The sequence below is a fragment of the Streptomyces sp. NPDC042364 genome, from assembly GCF_056437585.1.
Genome location: NZ_JBWKAJ010000007.1, coordinates 185,731 through 204,129 on the forward strand (window position 1 = coordinate 185,731; position 18,399 = coordinate 204,129).

Sequence of the window (18,399 nt, forward strand, 5' to 3'; positions counted from 1 at the left end):
CCGGGTTGCCGCGCGTATGAGCGCCTGCTCCACACCTCGCCCCCACACCCCGAAGCCCCTGCATCTCCCGTCTCTCCCGAATCCCCCTCTCCGCACCGCTCCCCACCCCGAGGAAGAAGCCGATGCCCACCGCCCCGCTCGCCTCCGTCCTGTTCGTCTGCGTCCACAACGCCGGCCGCTCGCAGATGGCCGCCGGCTTCCTGCGGCACCTGGCCGGCGACCGCGTCGAGGTCCGCTCCGCGGGCTCCGTCCCCGGCGACCAGGTCAACCCCTCCGCCGTCGAGGCCATGGCCGAACTCGGCATCGACATCGCCGACCAGAAGCCGAAGGTCCTCACCACCGAGGCCGTCCAGGCGTCCGACTACGTCATCACGATGGGCTGCGGCGACGCGTGCCCGGTCTTCCCCGGCAAGAAGTACCTCGACTGGGCCCTGGAAGACCCGGCCGGGAAGGGTGTCGAGGCCGTCCGCCCCATCCGCGACGAGATCAGGACCCGCATCGAGGCCCTCATCGCCGAGATCGACGCCCGACAGGAGGCGTGACCCACCGAGCGGCCCCTGCTCGCTGAAGCGGGCACCGACACCGCCCCGCCACCTGGCATCGCCGACCACGGGAACTCGGATACGGGCTCTGATCTGTGACGATGTGTGGACCGAGGGTCCGTGACAGCGAGCGGGACCGCTGCTGAATCCCTACCGGGCAGTCTCGCGGGACGGGCGGTCTCACGGCACGCCCGTCCCGGGACCGTGGCCGGGCGGCGAGGTCGCCGACCGGAAAGGATCAGGTCGTCGACGCCTGTCGCACACGGTCGAACCACGAGCGCGGTCGTCCGCGCCCGCACCGCGCCCGCACCGCGCCCGTGATCAGGCCGCTTCGGTCAGGGCCGCGTGCGCGGCGGCGAGGATCTCCTCGGAGAGCGGGGAACCCTTGGTGGCCCGGGACAGGACCAGCGCACCGAACAGGGTGCACAGGCGGACGATGCCGTCCTCGTCATCACCGGCCAGGAAGTCGGCGAAGTCGGCCACCCCCTCGGCGTAGACGCGACGGGCCTCGCGCCCCGCGCCCTCGCGCGCGATGTCGGTGGCGAGCGCGGCGACCGGGCAGCCGTCAGCCGGGGCGTCTCGGTGCTCGACGGAGAGATAGGTGTCGATCAGCGCCCGCCGGGCGGCGGCGCGCTGCCCGCCGTACCGCTCCAGTCCGGCGCGGTGGTGCCGGGCGAGCTCGGCGAAGGCGTGGGCGGTGGCCTCGTCGACGAGCGCCTCCTTGGAGGCGAACTGCTTGTAGAAGGCGCCGTGGGTCAGACCGGCCGCCTTCATCAGGTCGGCGACGCTTACCTGCACGCCCTGCTCCCGGAACAGCCGGGACGCGGTGTCCACCACCCGCCTGCGGTTCTCCTCCGCCTGCGCCTGCGATACGCGGCCCATGACCACCTCCCATTTGGATGTCGGCGCAACGCCAGGCGCCACGGTGTGACGTACTCGTTCCTGTTCATGAGGGCGAGCGGCGACCAACTGCGCGAACTCACCCCCTCATCGACACGGGGAGGATCCGCCCCGTCGTCGACCGCGTCTTCCCGTTCGAAGGAACCCTCCAGGCCATGGAATACGTCGAGAAGGGACGGGCAAAGGCCGGCAAAGTCGGCGTGGCGATGACGTAGGGGCAGACACGAGTCCCGGGCGCCGGTCACCTCCGGCACCACGCGGTGAACGGGTCACCCGGTCACTGCCGGCCCACGACCACCGACCTCTGGATCAGTCATCTGGGCGCCCCGCCCGGGGCGATCAGCCCCGTCTCATAGGCGAAGACGACGGCCTGCACACGGTCGCGCAGGTCCAGCTTCGACAGGATGCGGCCGACGTGGCTCTTGACCGTGGTCGGGCTGAGGAACAGCCGGGAGGCGAGTTCGGCGTTGCTGAGGCCCGTCGCGAGGAGGCGGAGCACCTCGAGCTCGCGCGGGGTCAGGCCGGACAGATCGCGGTGCGGGGCGACGGTCCGCGGTTCGTCGTGAGGGGCGAAGCGCTCGATCAGCCGACGAGTGATCGCGGGCGCGAGGAGAGCGTCGCCGGTCTGCACCAGGCGTAGGGCGGCAACCAGATGCTCGGGGGTGACGTCCTTGAGCAGGAAGCCGCTGGCGCCGGCGGTGAGCGCGGCGTAGACGTAGTGGTCGAGGTCGTACGTGGTGAGGATGATGACCCGCGTTCCGGCCGCGCCGGCGTCGCCGATGATGTGTCTGGTGGCCTCGATACCGTCCATCTCCGGCATCCGGATGTCCATGAGGACGACGTCGGGCCGCGTACGGCGAACCGCTGCGACGGCCTCGGCCCCGTCGGCCGCCTCGGCCGTCACTTCGATGCCGTCCGCCGCCAGGATCATCTTGAATCCGGTGCGTACGAGAGCCTGGTCGTCGGCGATGACGGCACGCAGCGGTGGCTGGTCCCTGTTCATACGCTGCTCCGCGGGATACGGGCCGTGACCCGGTAGCCGCCGGCGTCTGTCGGCCCGGCCGTCAGCTCGCCCTGGTAGACGGCCAGCCGCTCGCGCAGCCCCATGTGGCCACGGCCATTGCTCTCCACCGGCGGTGAATCCTCGGCGCCGCCGGTGTCCGTGACCTCGATCTCCAGACAGGCGTCTGTGTAACCGATGACGACGGATGCCCGCGCGCCGCGCGCATGCTTGATCGTGTTGGTCAGCGCCTCCTGTACGACGCGGTACGCCGCGAGGTCGACCCCCGGCGGCAGCGGATCCGGCGGCAGCGACACCCCGACGCTCACGGGCGTCCCGGCGGCGCGTACCCGTGCGACCAGCGCGTCGAGCTGCGCGAGCCCGGGCTGGGGCTCCAGGCCGTCGGGCCTTTCGTGGTCCGGTGCGGCCAACAGGCCCATCACGTGGCGGAGTTCGGTCATGGCGGCCCGACCGCCCGCCTCGACGGCCAGCAGTGCTTCCTTCGACTGCTCGGGCATCAGGTCCATCACCTTGCGGGCCGCGCCCGCCTGGATCACCATCACGCTCACATTGTGGGTCAACACGTCGTGCAGTTCGGCGGCGATGCGGGCGCGCTCCTCCTCGACCGCTCGGCGTGTGGCCTCCTCCTGAGCGGCCTGCAGTTCCGTGATCCGGTCCCGGCTGGACGCCAGCCGCAGGTGCAGGAAGCGGACGAGGCTGGCCAGCATCCCGGCCACCAGCAGCACGAATCCCGGGCTGGACCATCCCGGGAGCACGGGGTCCGCGTTGCGGAAGGCGAAGCCGGACAGCACAGCGGCGATCACCAGGACGGCGATCGCCGATATCCGGTAGCGGCTGTGCACGACGGCGCTGTAGGCGCCGATGACACAGGCAAGGACGGTGATCCAGGAGGCGGAGCTGCCGATGGCCAGTGCCGCGCCCAGCACCACCACGAAGAGGGTCAGCGGATACCGGCGCCGGGCTGCCAGCGGCAGCGTCGACAGCACGACCAGGGCCCAGGGTACGGAGGGTGGCTCGTCCTCCGCGGGTGTCTGGCCAGGGGCGGGAGGCAAGGGAGGAGCCGGAACCCCGGTCCCGACGTCGGCTTTCGGGTTGATGTTCACCGGCCCGTCGCCGGGATAGCGCACCGCCACGAACAGGGCGACGACGGTCAGTACGACCGCCAGCACCACATCGGCGCGCACCGCTCGCCGGGACAGCGGAGCGGCCTTCGCCTCCGGGCGTAGCGCGTCGATGAGCTGCTGATGCCGGCTTCGCCGGTCTTCCGTCACCATCCGTGCATTGTGCTGCGCCCTCCGCCCGGCCCGCGTCCACCTGTCCGGCCAGGGCATTGCCCCAGAGGCCTACTTCTCAGGGATGACTCCGCGGCCGAATCCTCCGCGGGGAGGACCCGATCTTGGTTCCGCGGCCGACGCACCCCCCGCGCGGCACCTCTAGGTTCGCAGGACCGGCAACGGCATGTGCCTGGTGCCCCGTGGCTTGCGCCTTGTGGCTCATGGCTTGTGCCTTGTGCTTCGTGCCTTGTGCCTTGTGCCTTTCGCGACCGCTGGAACGGAGAACCCGTATGCATCAAGTGATCGAACTGGAGGGTGTGGCCAAGCGCTACGACAGCGCCGGGGCGCCGGTGCTCGGACCGCTCACGCTCAGCGTCGCCAAGGGTGAGGCCCTGGCCGTCACGGGCCCTTCCGGCAGCGGAAAGTCCACGCTGCTGAACCTTGTCGCAGGCCTGGACAAGCCGACCGATGGCGCTGTGATCGTGGCCGGGCGACGGATCGACCGGTTGAGCGAGCATGCCCTAGCCAGGTTCCGTCGCGAGCACATCGGCATGGCCTTCCAGTTCTTCAATCTTCTCGACGACCTCACCGTCACCGACAATATTCAGCTCCCGGCCCAGCTGGCCGGGACCAGTCGCCGCAAGGCCGCGGCCCGCGCGGGTGAGCTGATGGAGATGCTGGGCATCCAGAAGCATGCCCGCGCCTACCCGGGCCGACTGTCCGGAGGCGAACGCCAACGGGTCGCGGTCGCCCGGGCCTTGGTCAACCGGCCCGCGCTGCTGCTCGCCGACGAGCCGACCGGTGCGCTCGACACCGCCTCGGGCCACGACGTCCGCGATCTGCTGAGGGATCTGCACCACGCCGGACAGACCATCGTGCTGGTGACGCACGACCTGACGCTGGCGGAGGCGTGCGCGAGCCGCACGATTCACCTGGTCGACGGTCATGTCTCCCTCGACTCCTGCGCACAGGCCGTCCGATGAGCCTGCCCGGTACCGGCGCGATCGGCCGGGTCGTACGCTCCGGGGTGGGCCGGCGGCGGGTGCAGACAGTGGTGATCGCCGTTGCCACGATGATGGCCGTGGCGTCGGCGGTGGTCGCCGGGTCGCTGATGGCCGCCGCGGCCGCGCCCTTCGACCACGCCTTCGGGAAGCAGCGGGGTGCGCACATCATCGCCCAGTTCGATCCGGCCAAGGCGAGTGCGGCGCTGCTGGCAGAGACCGGAAAGCCGGCCGGCGTCACCGCGCGTTCGGGGCCGTACCCGTCCACGGCGATCCGCCCGGTGGATCAGGCGGGTTTCCGATTGCCGACGCTGACCCTGGTCGGGCGGTCCGGTCCGGACGGCGACGTGGACCGGGTGGACCTGAAGTCCGGCCGGTGGGCGCGGAAGCCGGGCGAGATCGTGCTCGACGCGTCGTTCGAGGGGCCCGCAATCGGGATCGGTGCCGCCCTGAAGGCCTCGACCAGCACGGGCGCCCCGACTCTTTCGGTCGTCGGCTTCGCGGTGTCGGCCAGCAGGTCGGCCGACTCCTGGGCGACTCCCGCGCAGGTCGACGCGCTGGCGTCGGAGGGCAGCCCGGTCACGAGTCAGATGCTGTACCGCTTCGACTCCGCGAGCACCGAGGAGCAGATCCTCGCCGACCGCGAGAAGCTCGCCGCCTCCGTGCGGTCCGGGGCGCTGCTGGGTACCCAGTCCTGGCTGGACACGAAGCGCGCCGCTGATCAGGGCGCGGCGGCGACCGTCCCGTTCGTGACGGCGTTCGGCGTGCTCGGCATCGTGATGTCGGTGATCATCGTCGGCAGTGTGATCAGTGGTGCGGTCGGCACCGGCGTGCGCAGGATCGGCATTCTCAAGACCATCGGCTTCACTCCGCGCGAGGTCGTACGCGCCTACGTGGCCCAGGCGCTGATTCCCGCCTGCGCCGGCATCACCGTGGGGGTCGTCCTGGGAAACCTCCTGGCAGTGCCGATGCTGGCGGACACCGAGGCGGTGTACGGCACCGTCTCGCTTTCGGTGGCCTGGTGGGTGGACCTCGCGGTGCCGGCCGCCGCCCTGCTCATCGTGGGGCTCGCGGCGCTGGTTCCCGCACTGCGGGCCGGAAGACTGCGTACGGTCGAAGCCATCGCGGTCGGCCGGTCGCCGCGCAGTGGGCGCGGCCAGTGGGCACACCGGGCGATGGGACTGCTGCCGCTGCCGCGACCGGTGACCTACGGTCTCGCGACCCCCTTCTCGCATCCGGTCCGTACCCTCGCGATGCTGCTCGCGGTGGCGTTCGGTACGGTCGCGGCAACCTTCGCCGTGGGGCTGACCTCTTCCCTCACCGCGGTCGGCACCTCGCAGGACCCCGAGAGCCGTGCCGCGGTCACGGTCGCGACCACCAAGCCGAACCACGTCGCTCCCCCTCCGCCCCCTCCTGCGGGGAGCGGCGTGGCGAGCCCGTCCCCCGTGGGGGGCAGCGTGGCAAGCCCGTCCGAACCCAGGGTTGCCGACCCGGCGAAGGTGCGGTCTGCCATCACGTCGCAGGCGGGCACCAGGTCGTACTACGGCAAGACCCAGGCCGAGGTCGCCGTGGCCGGGATCTCCGGTTCGGTTCAGGCCGGCCTCTACGAGGGCGATTCGCGCTCCGGCGGCTACGAGATGCTCTCCGGGCACTGGATCACCGGTAGAGGGCAGGTCGTGGTGCCCACGCGCTTCCTGGAAAGGACCAGCACCAAGATCGGTGACACGGTGCGGGTGACCTACGAGAAGGACGTCGCGCACCTGCGGATCGTGGGCGAGTCCTTCGACACCTCGGGCAGCGAGCTGCGGATCCACGCGGACATGGCCGACTTCGCGTCGGTCGAGCCCAGTACGTTCCTCGTCGAGGTGAAGTCCGGCGTCTCCGCCGACGACTACGCCCGGAAGGTCGCCGCGGTCGTACAGCCGCTGGGCGGCGACGCCACGACCCACGCCCCCTCGGGGCAGGAGGGCGTCATCCTCATCATGTCCGCGATGGCGGCGCTGCTCACCCTGATGCTGGTCGCCGTGGCCGGCCTCGGCGTACTCAACTCCGTAGTCCTGGACACCCGGGAACGCATCCACGACCTGGGCGTCTGCAAGGCGATCGGCATGTCGCCGCGGCAGACCATGAGCCTCGTGCTCTCCTCGGTGGCCGCGATCGGCGTGATCGGCGGGCTGATCGGCGTGCCGACGGGGTACGCGCTGCACAGCCTTGTCATGCCGGTCATGGGGCGTGCCGTAGGCACCGGACTGCCGTCGCCGGTCCTCGATGTGTACGAGCCTGTTCAGCTGCTCCTGCTGGGGCTGGGCGGGGTCGTGATCGCGGTGCTGGGCGCGCTGGTCCCGGCCGGCTGGGCGGCCGGGGCGCGTACGGCCACGGCGCTGCGCACGGAGTAGTGCCCGAGGAAACAGCAGGTCAGCGCCCCTTGTCGGCAGGCTCCAGGATCGCCACGCACTCCACGGGGTGCGTCATCGAAATGACGTCACATGAAAAGCGAGACGAACAATCGGAGGTCGGCGTGTGTCTGCGGCCACTCCGAACGGCCACTCGGCCACCCGGAGCGTCACGACCAGCCAGGGCGACGCCTCTGCTGAGCCGTACCAGCGAGGTCTTTCAACAACGCTTCCGCCACCAGTTCCTCGACCACGGCGATGCCGTGCTCCGCCATGGCCTCGGCCAGGTCGGGATCCCAGGGTGCTTCGGTGATGCGTCCCGGCTGAGGGCCGCGCGGGTTGCGTGCGACCGCGGCACGGTAGTCCGCTGCCGTCATGCGCCAGGGCCGCGCAGGCGTCTTGTCCAGGACGTACGCGGCGATGCGGATGCCTTCGCCGTCGAAGTCGCCGTGGTAGCGGAGAGATGCGCCGTGCTCCGCGAGCATGCGCAGAAGCTGGATCGCCGCGCTGTTGGGCCAGCCGGACGTACAGACGAGCGGCGGGCAGCAGGACCCGAAGCGGCGCAGGGCCAGTGCCAGGACGCTGGGGTTCTCCACGACGTGGACGACGGGTGCAGGGGCCTCGGAAAGGATGAACTCGCCCGGGTACCGGACGTGGGCGAGGGTCAGACAGGCGGCCTGACCCGCCTCCGCGCACGCCGTGGCCATCCGCGCGAGCAGGCCGTCGCCGGCCGGGCGCAGACCGCCGACGAGGACGGTGGCGGACAGCTCGTCGTCGGCGACTCCCGCGCGGGTCCACAGGGCGCGCCGCTGCGCGGCGGACTGCGGAGGGACGGTGTCGTACAGGGTCGCCAGGGCGCGCAGGACGAGTGCGGACAGGGGCGTGCCGTCGTCGAGTGCGTGCGCCCGGCCGCTCAGGACCCGGGCGGCGAAGACGGGCAGGGGTTCTGCCCGGCCGGGCAGTTCGGCGAGCACCTTGAGCGCGTCCGTGAGCAGCGTACGGGTGTGTTCCGCCGAGCCGGCGGCCACGCCGGCTGCCCGGCAGGAGGCTGCCCAGTCGGAGAGCACCGGCTGGGCCCTCACCGTCTCGTGCTCGGCCAGCCAGGTCCACAGTTCGGCCCGCTCGTCCTGCCGGCGGCGCCGCTCGCCGGCTCTGTCGCCGAGCGGGCCGACGAGTTCGGTGACGACTTCTCGTACGGTGCGGCCGGACAGTTCGGTGACGGCCTCTTCCAGGCGGGTCAGGGGGACGGAGGGGCGTGCGTCCGGCAGGCGGTCGAGGCCGAGGAGGTCGGCGAGCGCCTCACGCTGGGCGTCGTCGAGCGGTCCGAGGCGCACCCGGGTAACGGGGCGGCCGGAGGACAGGCGGCTGTGGAGCGTGTCCCAGAGGGGGCGCAGTTCCGGGCGGCGCAGGGTGGCATCGCCCGGGGCCGGTTCCGTGGGGATCGTCGCGTCGGTGCCGGTCATCCCGCTTCCAGGTCGCTGCCGTTCCAGACGAAGCGGGCGCTGGTGACCGCGTCGTCGTCCCCGCCGGTGAGGAGTTGGTGGACGGCGATGCCGGGCAGTTCGCCGTAGGTGCACCATTCGTGGTCGGAGGTGACCATGAGGTCCAGGTCGAGTGCGGTGAGCAGCGCGAAGACCTGTCCGCGGTTGACCGTGTCGACTCCGACGAAGACCTCGTCCAGCAGGATCGGCCGGGGTGCCAGGGGCACGGCCTCGTAGTGGGCGGCGACGGCGGCGAAGAGGGGCAGGTGCAGTGCGATGGCCTTCTCCCCGCCGGAGAGCGCGCCGTGCAGCTTCTTGGTCAGCGGCTGCCAGCCGGTCCCGTTCGCCCGGTCGAGGCGGACGGTGAAGCGGTGCCAGGCGGTGTAGTCGAGCACCTCGCCGAGCTGTTCCTCCCAGCTCGCGGCCGTCTCACTGCCCTTGGCCTCCTCGATGCGGGCGCGGAAGAAGACGTGCAGGGCCTCCCGGTCGCTCTCGGTGACCCGGCCGGGGTCCTTGAGCAGCAGCTGACGGGCGGTGCGGGTGCTGTCCGGAAGGTCGGGGCGGACGTCCCAGACGAGTTGGACGGCGACGTTGGAGGCGGTGCGGACCCGCTCCAGGTGCCCGTTCATGCGGTCGACGAGCTCACCGGCCTGGCGGATGCGGGCAGCAAGGTGACGGCGGATGTCGCCGGTGAGGATCTGGTCGAACAGGCGCCGCTCGGCGGCCGTGATGTCGTCCCGGCTGCGGTCCCGCTCCTGGGTGAGCGTGCTGAGCAGGCCCGTCGCCCCCACGCGTACGCCGTCCAGGGTGGCGGTGAAGAGCTGGATGTCGTCGTCCGGTTCCAGGTCCAGGTCGGCGCGGGTGCCGAGGCGCTGGCGGGCCTCGTGGACCGCTTCGGACAGGCGGGTCGCGGCGTCGCCCAGGTTGCGCGGGGCGTGCGGGATGTCCGGCCACTTCGCCGCCGTGGCGCGGGCGGCCTCCAGGGTGACCTTGGTGCCGTCCCCTGCGTCGAGCGCCGCTGTGATGCCGGCGTCCTCGGCCAGCCCGGCCAGACACAGGTGCCGGAACCGATGTGCCGCTGAGTCCCGGGCCGCGACGGCCTGTTCCCGACGTTCGGCGTCCTGGCCGCTGGTGGCACGCAGTTCTCCGACCTGTCCTTCCAGACGCAGCAGGAGTTCGGCGGCCCGGCTGGCCTCCTCACGGCAGCGGCGCAGCTCGGCGCGCGCCTCGGCGACGCGTGCGACGATCTGCCGGTAGTCCGCGCCGACGGTGGCTTCCACTGCCTCCAGGCGCGCTTTCAGCCCCGTTGCCTCCGCTTCGGCGGCGGCCGCGTCCTCGGCGCGTTCCTCGGCGGTCCGGCGCGATCGGTCCGCCTGGGCGGCCCGCCGGCGGGCCCGGTCGGCGGCGGCGGTCGCGGCGAGCCGGGCGTCCACCCAGTTGTCGGCGGTGTCCCGGAACCTGTCGATGGCGTCGGAGAGCGTACGCAACCGGGCGCGGTCGGTGGGCAGTCCGTGTTCGGCGGCTCGGCGGTCGAGCGTGCGCAGCGCGCCCGCCACCTCCCTCTCGCACCGCGCCAGACGTCCGGCGACGTCACGCACGGCGTCGTCCCGAGCCGCCACGGTGTCCTCCGCGCGGTCCCGGTCACGCCGCCGGGCGTCGAGTTCCCGGTGGTCGGGGCGGGCGGCGCGGTCGGCGTCCAGCCGGGCACGGCGGGCGGCGAGGCCGCGCAGCCGGTCGTCGAGTGCGGCGAGGGAGGCGTTGGTCTCGCCGATGCGGTCGGTCAGTTCGCCGATCATGCGCTGCCGGGCACGCTGACGTGCCAGGGCGCCGATGTGGGCGGGTTCCGGCTTGCTCCATGTCCCGGTGGCGAGCGCGAGACGCCAGGCGCCGTCGGCGGAGACGGCCGCGGGGTGCCCGCCCGGCAGAGTGGGGCCATAGGCGATGCCGGCGAGGATGCGGGTCACGGTGTCGGCCGGGACGGGGAGATCCTCCTCGGGCCTCAGCACCTCCAGCAGGCTGGGCCCCGGGGCGGTCGCGGCCAGGGCGGCCTCGGCGCGGGTGTCGTGACCCGGCAGCGTCAGTCCGTCGTAGGGGCTGACCCAGGCGTCCAGGAGACCCGACGCCTCCAGTGCGGCCTCCACCGCGGACTGGACGGGGAGCGGGACGCCTTCACGGAAGGCGACCACTCGCCACAGGGGTGCTCCCGCCGTCGCCGTACGGACGGCGGTGCGGGTGGGCGGGGGCACAGGCGGCAGGTCGGTCTCACCGATCAGCCGTCGTAGCTCCTCCTCCAGTCGGTTCCGCTCGTCCCGCAGGCCCTGGCGGGCGGCTCGGGTGGTGGCCTCCGCCTCGGAGATCTCCTGTTCCAGCGGGCGCGCGGCGGCTTCGGTCAGGGCCGTCACCTCGGCCTGAGCCGCTGCTGCGGCAGCGAGTGCGTCGAGGTCGGTGATGCGCAGTTCCGTGCAGTCCTCGGCCCAGGCGAGCAGGCGTTCCACCTGTGCGGCAAGGGCGTCGTCCCAGGCGGCGGACGCCTCGTCCCGCCGGGTGATCGCCTCCGCGAGGCGGGTGCGGGCCTGGTCCAGCAGTTCCTCGGCGGCGCCTCGGTCGCGTACGGCGCGGTCATGCTCGTCGATCGCCTCGGTGACGAGGGTGACCTGCTGCCGTCGGGCGGTGTCCGCGCCGCGCAGCAGCCGACGGGCTTGTCGCGCGCCGTTCTCGCCCGTCGTGCGCGGGCCGCCGCCTTGGTCGAGTCCCGTGCTGCGGGGGAGGGCCACCGCGGGATCCGCCGCGTCGAGGACCGCCCTCACCTCGTGGTGGATGGACTCCAGCCCTGCCGCCCGAGCCGCCCTGTGTGCTTCCCCGGCGGCTTCGCGCGCGTGCTCGCCGAGTGTGCGGGCCTGGTCCGCCGCCTCGTCGGCGTGCCGCTGGTCCTTCTCCGACCCGGCCTGAGCGGCCCGGGCGGCGGCTCGCTGCCGCTCGGCGGCGGCCGCCACGTCTTCGGTGCGGCGGCGGAGCCGGTCGAGTTCCTCGCCCTGCCGGTACGCGTCGCTCTCGCGCAGGCCCTCGACGGTCTCCTCCAGGGCATGCGCGCGCAGCTCCTGTTCCTCGCGCCGGGCCTGGGCCGACTCGCGTTCCGCCAGTGCCTGTTCGAGTTTCTCGGCGCTCCGGCGGGCGACGCGGGTGAGGTTGTCCATATCTGTCGTGGCCGAGATGAGCGCGGCGGAACTCGCGCGCAGGACCCGCCGCGCGTAGGCGCGCTGCCGGGACGCGACGGTCTCGGCGGCCGTCACCTCGTCGTCGAGCCGTGTGAGGTGTTCGCGTTGCCGGTCGAGCCGTTCGAAGCCCTCGGCGAGTTCGGCGATCTCCCCCTCGCCCAGCGGGGGCAGGGCACGGGACAGCAGGGTGGAGAGCAGGGACGGGTCGAGCCGCTCGGACAGTTTGGGCTGACGCAGCTGGAGCAGCGCCGACAGCAGCGACTCGTAACGCTGCTCCCCCATCCCCGCGAAGAGTTCACGCCGTACGGCCGTGCGGTAGTCGGTGGCCGAGGCGTGGACGTCGCCGCGGTCGCGCAGGGCTTCGGCGAGGGCGGCCCGGGTCAGTGGCTGTCCCGCGTCGTTGACGAGGAGCACACCGCCGGGACGGGCGATCCTGGAGCCGGTGGTGAAGTAGTCGGCGTGTACCGCGCTGGTGTGCACGCTGGCCTGCAGGCGCGCCCCGCAGCCGAACCACTGCTCGGTGCCGTCGTCGCCGACGCGGCGGAACTCCATCCACACGTATCCGACACGGGTCTTGCCGGAGGCGCCCTCGCCCAGCAGGTTCCAGTGCATGGTGCGTTCCGAACCGCCGAACGTGGACAGGCGGTTGGGGCGGAGGCTGGCGTCGAAGAGGAACGGCAGCAGCAGTTCCAGGGCCTTGGACTTGCCAGAGCCGTTCTGGCCGCGCAGCAGCAGGCGGCCCTGGTGGAAGGTGAACGTCTCGTCGTAGTAGCGCCAGACGTTGAGGATGCCGGCGCGGTGGGGCTGCCAGCGGCTGCCGGTGGCATCCGCCGCTCGGGCGGCCCCTGCCACGGCCGGTCCGGTGGGCTCCGGCCGCCGGGGGAAGGGAAGCTCGGTCACGCTCACTGCTCGTCTCCTTCTGCGGCGACGCCCTCGGCAGCCGTGCCGCCTGCCGCCCGGGGGACGGCGGCGTCCCCAACCGGTCCGGGCTCGTCGTCCCGGTCCGGACTCGTCGTCTGTGTCAGGCGGTAGCGGTATGCGGCCGGGCACGCGACGACACGGCCCCCGGCCCGGCGGGCCAGACCGACGTCACGCAGGACGCGTACGGCGTCGTCGGACAGCCGGGCCGCGCCGTCCTCCGACTGGTACGCCCTGGCCCACCGCGGGAAGCGCCGCAGCAGGTCCGCTCCGGCCTCGGCTAGCTGCTCGGGCAGCAGCCCGGCGGGCGCGGCGCACAGCGGCTCCAGGAGGAGCAGCGCGGCGACCCGGGCGGTGGACGTGTCGTCGGGGAAGCGGACGTCGGTGGCGAGCCCGTCCGGGTCCACGAGCAGGAAGCCCTCGGCTCGTTCCTCCAGCAGGAAACCGGCCTGCTCGACCGAGCGGCGCAGGATCTGGCGTCCGGTCAGGGAGGTGACGTAGGCCAGCTCGTCGTCGGTGAGGTCCGTCCGGTACAGCACGGGGTCGTCGAAGAGGCGGCGCAGCACCGAGTGGCGCAGCCTCAGGTTGCGTTGCGCGTCCGTGGCGGCCCGCTCGCCGTGCGCCTCGTCCGCCGTGCCGTCGGCGACCGCGCCTCCGTAACGGCGCTCGCGCACCAGACCGGTGAGGAGTTCCCCGAACCGCGCGGGCACCTCGTCCGGGGGTACGGCGAGCCGGGAGGCGCCGACGGGCGCGGCGGGCAGCCGCATCAGCAGCGTGGTGTCCACCCGGTAGAGGACCTTCGCCTCCGCGGACTCGACGTACGCCTCGGTGGTCCCGTCGACCGCGCGCAGCACGTCGTACGACTCCAGCAGTTTCAGGACGTCGACGAACGCCATCCGCTCCGGCTTGTGCACCGGGTCGAACGCGGCCAGCGCCCGGTCGGCCGCCGTGGCCTGCACGACACGGTCGGCGAGCATGCCGATGGTCGTCATGGGCATGGACAGCAGCTCGGCGGCGGTCACGCACAGCAGCACGTAACGCCGGCGGTCGAACGGGGCCCGGCCGGAACGGGCCCTGCGGGCCGGCCGGGTGCCGTCCGGGTCGGCGCGGACCTTGGTGAGGCGGGCGTAGCCGCGGCGCGGTTCCACCACCAGGCTCCAGCCGCAGGTGTAGTCGAACCACTGGGCCAGCGGCTCGCGACGGCGGCGTACCAGTTCGAAGCCGGCCGGGTCGGTGGCCTCGGTCAGCAGGGGCCGGGCCAGCAGGAGGCGGATGGCGCGGGCGACCTGCTCCCGTTCCGCGGCGGCGAGTTGGTTGGCGAGGGTGCTCATCCGGCTGCCTCCCGCCGCGCGGCGCCCGGCCGTGGCAGGGGGCTCGCTCCGCCGGCCGCTGTGATGAGTACGACGTAGTCCGGTCCGGCGAGTGTGCCCTTCGTCGTGCGCAGTACGGCGGTGCGCTCGTCGGGAGGCGGGGACAGCGCGATCTCCACCCGGCCATCCCCCGTCGTGGCGCGGCGTGCGCCGGTCGTGTCCGGCCGGGCGGCCAGGGCCCGGCCCACCAGGTCGAGCAGCCGCTCGAAAACGGCGGGATCCAGGGTGTCGAAGGAGGACAGGCGCACGGGGCCGTCCGTCTGCAACGCCTGCCAGGCACGCGCGAGTTCCGCCCGCTCCGCGCGGGCCCGCTCCGCGCGCTCGGCCCTGACGGCCGTGACGTCCCGCACCCTGGCGGTGCGGGTGAAGCGCTCCGTCCGTCCGCTGGTCCGCAGCAGCGCCGACACCTCCACGGGCGGGGCCTGGGACCAGGAATGCGACGACGGGATCAACTCCGGGTCTGGGTGGGCGAGGTGGGCGTGACGTGCCGGACCGAGCCCGAAGGCCGCCGACCACAGCCGGTGCAGGTCCTCCTCCGCCGGGGCCGCGGCGAACCAGCGCGCCAGCTCCCGGAAGTCCTGCACCGCGCTGGAGGAGCGACGCCGTGACTCGTTGATCCGCTCCAGGACCTGCAGCAGCGAGACGATGGCGCGCCGGGCGATGTCGTGCAGCTGCTCGATCCGGGGGCGTGCCCCGTCGTCCGGCAGGAACCACGCCCGCAGGCCCGCCCAGCGCGCCCGCCTGCTCTCCAGCCAGCCGGCCGCGGGGTCCTCACCGGCGACCGGGGGCAGTTCGGCCCCGCGCAGGGCACGCTCGCGCAGCACGGCGGTCCCCCGCTCCTCCACCCGGGCCACGGCGGCGGCGACCGCCTGTCCGCGCCGGTCGAGGTTGACCAGGAACTCCTGCAGATAGGCGACGGTGGCGGCCTTGACCTCGCGGAACACCTCCAGGTCCGCTCCCTCGGCACGCAGGAGGCGCTGCAGTTCGCCGTTGAACGCCTTGGTGTTCTCCACCAGGGCGTCCAGATGCGCCTCCAGCTCACGCAGCGTGCTGAAGATCCGCCGGTCGGCGGAGGCGGGTTCGCCGGACAGCAGGCACAGGTCGTCCAGGCGGTCGGCGATGGCTTCCAGCACGGCCGTCTGCAACGCCCCTGTGGAGGCCAGCACCTCAAGGGCGTGCCGCACTCCGGCGAGAGCCGCCTCGCCCCGGCGGGTCAGCGAGTACTGGAGGTTGCGCCGCTCGTACTCCTCGGCCGTGCGGTAGTTCTCCGCGTGGTTGTGCACGACGTCGAGGAGTTCCCACTTCACGAGCCGGGCGAGCGCGTCGTGCAGTTCCCCGTCGTCGACGTCCGCCACCCAGCCCACCAGGCGCAGTCGCTCGCGCACCGCGTCGGCCCCCAGCGTGGTCTCGAGGTGCTCGCCGGCCACGCCGAAGGCGTCCAGCACCGCCCCGTTCAGGTCGGCCTTCTCCCCCGTCGTGAACCGGAACATCTCCGGTGGCACCCTGCGCACGCCTGTCGTCCCTCCCCACCGCCCCGGCGGCATCGTCGATCTCCACGGTAGAGGGCGGCACCGACATCACGGGCCGTGTCCCGGAAGAGGGGTGTGCGCCCCGGTCTGCCGGGGAATGGGCGGTGACCGGCCTCCCGCGGGGGCGGGCGGTGGTCTGGCGTGACCGTGGACACCGGTTCCACACGATGGTGAGGCCCTTCGTGCACATCGCGCCCCTCAGCCCCGACGACCCTTGCGAGCTGGGCGGTTACGAACTGCCCGGCCGGATCGGGCAGGGCGGGATGGGCCAGGTGTACAGCAGGACTACCTCGGCCTCATGGCTCACCTGGAAGACCCGGAGCGCACCCCGCCCCCCGAGGGCTACCAGGCGCCCTTCTACAAGGCGACCGCGAGACCGAGATGCGGGCGGCGCACGATCACTTCCAAGCGCGACTGGACGCTGAGATCGCCGCCGGGCGCTGGACTCCGCCTGTCCGCGAGAAGACGAACGCGTAGTCGGCCGACCAGGCGGCACATAGGTCTGCCCCCGACCCAGGGCCGGGTGCAGACCTACCGCTCACTGAGCAGCGAAGCCGACAAACGCTGTCCAAGCCTCAGCATCGACCGCAAGGCCACGACGGGCAACGTCCTTGGAGTCGCGCACTCGAACGACACGAGGGCCGACGGCGACCTCGATGCACTCCCCGCCCGAGCCCGTGCTGTAACTGCTCTTGAACCATGCCAACGCAGAACCGGTGGACTTCTCGGCGTTCATTGTTCTCCCAGCAACTTCTCGACGAAAGCCAGTGACGCGCGTGGGGTGAGCGCTTGGGCCCTGAGGATGCCGTACTGCTCCTCAAGCTCCCGGACCGCCCTGCGTTCCGTATGCAGGCGGCTGTCCTTGTACCCCTCCACGTAAGCGATCCTGCGCCCGTCACGCGTCTCGATCAAGGTGAACGGCCCCTCAAGTCCAGCGTGCTCTTCCAAGTCGGTGGGCACCACCTGAATTTCGACGTTGCGGTGCTGGCCGTACAGCAGGATTTGCTCCAGTTGCCCCCGCATGACCGCCCGACCCCCGAGTGGCCTTCTCAGCACAGCCTCTTCGATGACGAAGCTGATGGTGGGCTGTGGCATGCGAGCGAAGATCTCCTGCCGGGCGAGACGGGCCGCCACCCGCTCCTCGATCAGGTCCTGCGCCAGCAACGGCCGCCACATGGTGAACACCGCTCGCGCGTACTCGTCGGACTGGAGGAGCCCCGGGACAGCCTTCGTCGCGTACACGTGCAGCTCAACCGCCTCCCCCTCCAACCTCGCCGCGTCCCGAAAGAACGCCGGATACTGAGCCCGAGCCACCTCCTCCTTCATCTCCTGGAGGACCCCGCCCGCGTCCAGCACCTCGTCCGCCTGGTCGATGAACCTCGGCGGCGGCACCCGGCGTCCCTGCTCGTACGCGGCGATGGTCGACACCGAATACCCCGTCAGCGAGCCGAACTCGGGCCGCTCCATGCCCGCCCGCACCCGGAACCGTTTCAACTGGCGCCCGAAGACCCGCAGAACTCCGGAGCCGGCGTCCGATTCCGGATGCCGCTCCTCGCCCTCGCCGCCCCCGGACGCCTCGTCCACCAGCCGCGTCGGTTCACTCATCCCCGTACCACCTCCCTCGGCCAACGCACCCCCGCGCCGACCGTCACGCTCCGTCCCGCCTACACCCGCACACCGACCACTTACAGCGACGACCCGTATGCGCGCCGTATCCGGCCACGCTAGGACCGCACCGGCAGCGTGGGCCACATGAACAGCCGAATCTCCACCCCCCGGGTGCACACGCCCGGCGCCGAGGCCGAAACCGCCCGCCCCCTGCACGAGTTCGCGATGGCGTTCACCTCCTCCCCGCGCGGCGCCCGCCTGGCCCGCAGACTGGTCTCGCACCGGCTCGACACCTGGGGCCACCCGTACGGGGGCCGGGTCAACGAAACCCTCACCTTGATCACGGCCGAGCTGGCCGCCAACGCCGTCCGGCACGGGCATGTCGCCGGACGGGACTTCCACGTCCGGCTCACCCACGCCACCGGCACCGTGCGCGTCGAGGTCAGCGACACCCGCACCGAACGCGTGCCCGTGCTCACCGACGCGGAACCGCCGGGCGACGCGGAGTCCGGCCGGGGTCTGCTGATCGTCGCGGGACTGGCGACCCGCTGGGCCGTCGCGCCGCGCGACGGCGCGCCGGGCAAGACGGTGTGGGCCGAACTGCGCCTGGCGTGAGACGCGCGCGACCCGGCCATCGGCAAGCGTGTTCACGCCAACGCCAGCGCAGGCAGGGCCCGTTGGACCGTCGGTGTCAGTGGTGGACGCTAGTGTCGTTCGCCCGGCAAGGAGCCGATGGACCCAGGGGGAGCACAAGAACACCATGCACGACAACCACAGCGGATACCGGATCTCCGTCATCGACGAGGACCCGCTGCGCGCCCGCAAGGACGCGCGCGAACTGCTCGCCGCGCTCGCGGAGGCGGACTCCACGGCCAGGATGGACCTGCCCGAACCGGGCAGCCCGGCGGGGGTCGGTGACAAGGGCGGGCCGTCCGCCGAGACCGTCGGGCTGCTGCTGAGCGCCGGGTCGTTCGTCGCCGCGCTGGTGCAGGTGTGGCTGGCGCGGATCCCTCAGCGCACCGTCGTGGTCAAGCGGCCCGACGGGGCGGTCCTGCACATCACCGGCAAGGAGGCCCGCGAGGACGACACGCTCGTCGAGCGGTTCCTCGCGGACGGCGGCGACGGCGACGACGCGGCGGCGGGCTGA

Annotated in this window: 15 protein-coding genes; 6 read left to right on the forward strand and 9 right to left on the reverse strand. The window is 72.4% G+C overall.

Features of this window, described 5'->3' with window-relative positions; genetic code table 11:
- Positions 1-122 precede the first annotated feature (122 nt).
- On the forward strand, positions 123-542 hold the full coding sequence (locus tag AC067N_RS16885; RefSeq protein WP_478679652.1) for an arsenate reductase ArsC: 420 nt from the start codon (positions 123-125) through the stop codon (positions 540-542).
- Positions 543-863: 321 nt separating this feature from the next.
- Here the strand turns inward: AC067N_RS16885 and AC067N_RS16890 are convergent, their stop codons facing one another.
- Positions 864-1,424: a TetR/AcrR family transcriptional regulator gene (locus AC067N_RS16890; protein WP_478679653.1), complete on the reverse strand. Its 561-nt coding sequence runs from the start codon at positions 1,422-1,424 to the stop codon at positions 864-866.
- 17 nt (positions 1,425-1,441) lie between these two features.
- On the opposite strand from AC067N_RS16890, the gene AC067N_RS16895 reads away from it, so the two are divergent.
- A complete protein-coding gene (locus AC067N_RS16895) occupies positions 1,442-1,657 on the forward strand; it encodes a zinc-binding dehydrogenase (protein ID WP_478679654.1) in 216 nt (71 codons plus the stop codon).
- Between the two features lie 98 nt (positions 1,658-1,755).
- Here AC067N_RS16895 and AC067N_RS16900 read toward each other — a convergent pair whose 3' ends face one another.
- A complete protein-coding gene (locus AC067N_RS16900; RefSeq protein WP_478679655.1) occupies positions 1,756-2,445 on the reverse strand; it encodes a response regulator in 690 nt (229 codons plus the stop codon).
- Entirely contained in the window at positions 2,442-3,737 is a 1,296-nt protein-coding gene (locus tag AC067N_RS16905; RefSeq protein ID WP_478679656.1) for a sensor histidine kinase, read from the reverse strand. The genes AC067N_RS16900 and AC067N_RS16905 overlap by 4 nt, the downstream gene beginning before the upstream one ends.
- Before the next feature lie 290 nt (positions 3,738-4,027).
- On the opposite strand from AC067N_RS16905, the gene AC067N_RS16910 reads away from it, so the two are divergent.
- Together AC067N_RS16910 and AC067N_RS16915 are read left to right on the forward strand one after the other, a co-directional pair.
- Positions 4,028-4,720, forward strand: coding sequence for an ABC transporter ATP-binding protein (locus tag AC067N_RS16910; protein ID WP_478679657.1), 693 nt, complete (start codon positions 4,028-4,030; stop codon positions 4,718-4,720).
- Positions 4,717-7,134, forward strand: a complete 2,418-nt coding sequence (locus AC067N_RS16915) for an ABC transporter permease (RefSeq protein ID WP_478679658.1) — start codon at positions 4,717-4,719, stop codon at positions 7,132-7,134. Before AC067N_RS16910 ends, AC067N_RS16915 begins: the two co-directional genes overlap by 4 nt.
- 167 nt (positions 7,135-7,301) lie before the next feature.
- On the opposite strand, the gene AC067N_RS16920 is transcribed toward AC067N_RS16915, so the two are convergent.
- From AC067N_RS16920 to AC067N_RS16945, 6 genes are all read right to left on the reverse strand, one after another.
- Positions 7,302-8,594 carry a TIGR02679 family protein gene (locus AC067N_RS16920; RefSeq protein ID WP_478679659.1) on the reverse strand — a complete coding sequence of 431 codons (1,293 nt, stop codon included), beginning with the start codon at positions 8,592-8,594 and terminating at the stop codon, positions 7,302-7,304.
- Positions 8,591-12,733, reverse strand: a complete 4,143-nt coding sequence (locus AC067N_RS16925) for a TIGR02680 family protein (RefSeq protein ID WP_478679660.1) — start codon at positions 12,731-12,733, stop codon at positions 8,591-8,593. The genes AC067N_RS16920 and AC067N_RS16925 overlap by 4 nt, the downstream gene beginning before the upstream one ends.
- Positions 12,730-14,076, reverse strand: a complete 1,347-nt coding sequence (locus tag AC067N_RS16930; protein WP_478679661.1) for a TIGR02678 family protein — start codon at positions 14,074-14,076, stop codon at positions 12,730-12,732. The genes AC067N_RS16925 and AC067N_RS16930 overlap by 4 nt, the downstream gene beginning before the upstream one ends.
- Positions 14,073-15,626, reverse strand: a complete 1,554-nt coding sequence (locus tag AC067N_RS16935; RefSeq protein ID WP_478679662.1) for a TIGR02677 family protein — start codon at positions 15,624-15,626, stop codon at positions 14,073-14,075. The genes AC067N_RS16930 and AC067N_RS16935 overlap by 4 nt, the downstream gene beginning before the upstream one ends.
- Before the next feature lie 556 nt (positions 15,627-16,182).
- Positions 16,183-16,380: a DUF397 domain-containing protein gene (locus tag AC067N_RS16940; RefSeq protein WP_272173268.1), complete on the reverse strand. Its 198-nt coding sequence runs from the start codon at positions 16,378-16,380 to the stop codon at positions 16,183-16,185.
- On the reverse strand, positions 16,377-17,249 hold the full coding sequence (locus AC067N_RS16945; protein ID WP_272173269.1) for a helix-turn-helix domain-containing protein: 873 nt from the start codon (positions 17,247-17,249) through the stop codon (positions 16,377-16,379). The genes AC067N_RS16940 and AC067N_RS16945 overlap by 4 nt, the downstream gene beginning before the upstream one ends.
- Before the next feature lie 147 nt (positions 17,250-17,396).
- Between AC067N_RS16945 and AC067N_RS16950 the strand changes: the two genes are divergently transcribed.
- Together AC067N_RS16950 and AC067N_RS16955 are read left to right on the forward strand one after the other, a co-directional pair.
- Positions 17,397-17,867: an ATP-binding protein gene (locus tag AC067N_RS16950; RefSeq protein ID WP_478679663.1), complete on the forward strand. Its 471-nt coding sequence runs from the start codon at positions 17,397-17,399 to the stop codon at positions 17,865-17,867.
- A 145-nt stretch (positions 17,868-18,012) separates the two neighbouring features.
- Positions 18,013-18,399, forward strand: coding sequence for an effector-associated constant component EACC1 (locus AC067N_RS16955; protein WP_478679664.1), 387 nt, complete (start codon positions 18,013-18,015; stop codon positions 18,397-18,399).

What these genes read in the sequence shown, in the direction of transcription:
- AC067N_RS16900 (WP_478679655.1), bottom strand. Translation starts at nt 2,445, where the DNA reads ATGAACAGGGACCAGCCACCGCTGCGTGCCGTCATCGCCGACGACCAG.
- AC067N_RS16920 (WP_478679659.1), bottom strand. Translation starts at nt 8,594, where the DNA reads ATGACCGGCACCGACGCGACGATCCCCACGGAACCGGCCCCGGGCGAT.
- AC067N_RS16945 (WP_272173269.1), bottom strand. Translation starts at nt 17,249, where the DNA reads ATGAGTGAACCGACGCGGCTGGTGGACGAGGCGTCCGGGGGCGGCGAG.
- AC067N_RS16885 (WP_478679652.1), top strand. Translation starts at nt 123, where the DNA reads ATGCCCACCGCCCCGCTCGCCTCCGTCCTGTTCGTCTGCGTCCACAAC.
- AC067N_RS16890 (WP_478679653.1), bottom strand. Translation starts at nt 1,424, where the DNA reads ATGGGCCGCGTATCGCAGGCGCAGGCGGAGGAGAACCGCAGGCGGGTG.
- AC067N_RS16940 (WP_272173268.1), bottom strand. Translation starts at nt 16,380, where the DNA reads ATGAACGCCGAGAAGTCCACCGGTTCTGCGTTGGCATGGTTCAAGAGC.
- AC067N_RS16910 (WP_478679657.1), top strand. Translation starts at nt 4,028, where the DNA reads ATGCATCAAGTGATCGAACTGGAGGGTGTGGCCAAGCGCTACGACAGC.
- AC067N_RS16955 (WP_478679664.1), top strand. Translation starts at nt 18,013, where the DNA reads ATGCACGACAACCACAGCGGATACCGGATCTCCGTCATCGACGAGGAC.
- AC067N_RS16930 (WP_478679661.1), bottom strand. Translation starts at nt 14,076, where the DNA reads ATGAGCACCCTCGCCAACCAACTCGCCGCCGCGGAACGGGAGCAGGTC.
- AC067N_RS16905 (WP_478679656.1), bottom strand. Translation starts at nt 3,737, where the DNA reads ATGGTGACGGAAGACCGGCGAAGCCGGCATCAGCAGCTCATCGACGCG.
- AC067N_RS16915 (WP_478679658.1), top strand. Translation starts at nt 4,717, where the DNA reads ATGAGCCTGCCCGGTACCGGCGCGATCGGCCGGGTCGTACGCTCCGGG.
- AC067N_RS16950 (WP_478679663.1), top strand. Translation starts at nt 17,397, where the DNA reads ATGAACAGCCGAATCTCCACCCCCCGGGTGCACACGCCCGGCGCCGAG.
- AC067N_RS16895 (WP_478679654.1), top strand. Translation starts at nt 1,442, where the DNA reads ATGTCGGCGCAACGCCAGGCGCCACGGTGTGACGTACTCGTTCCTGTT.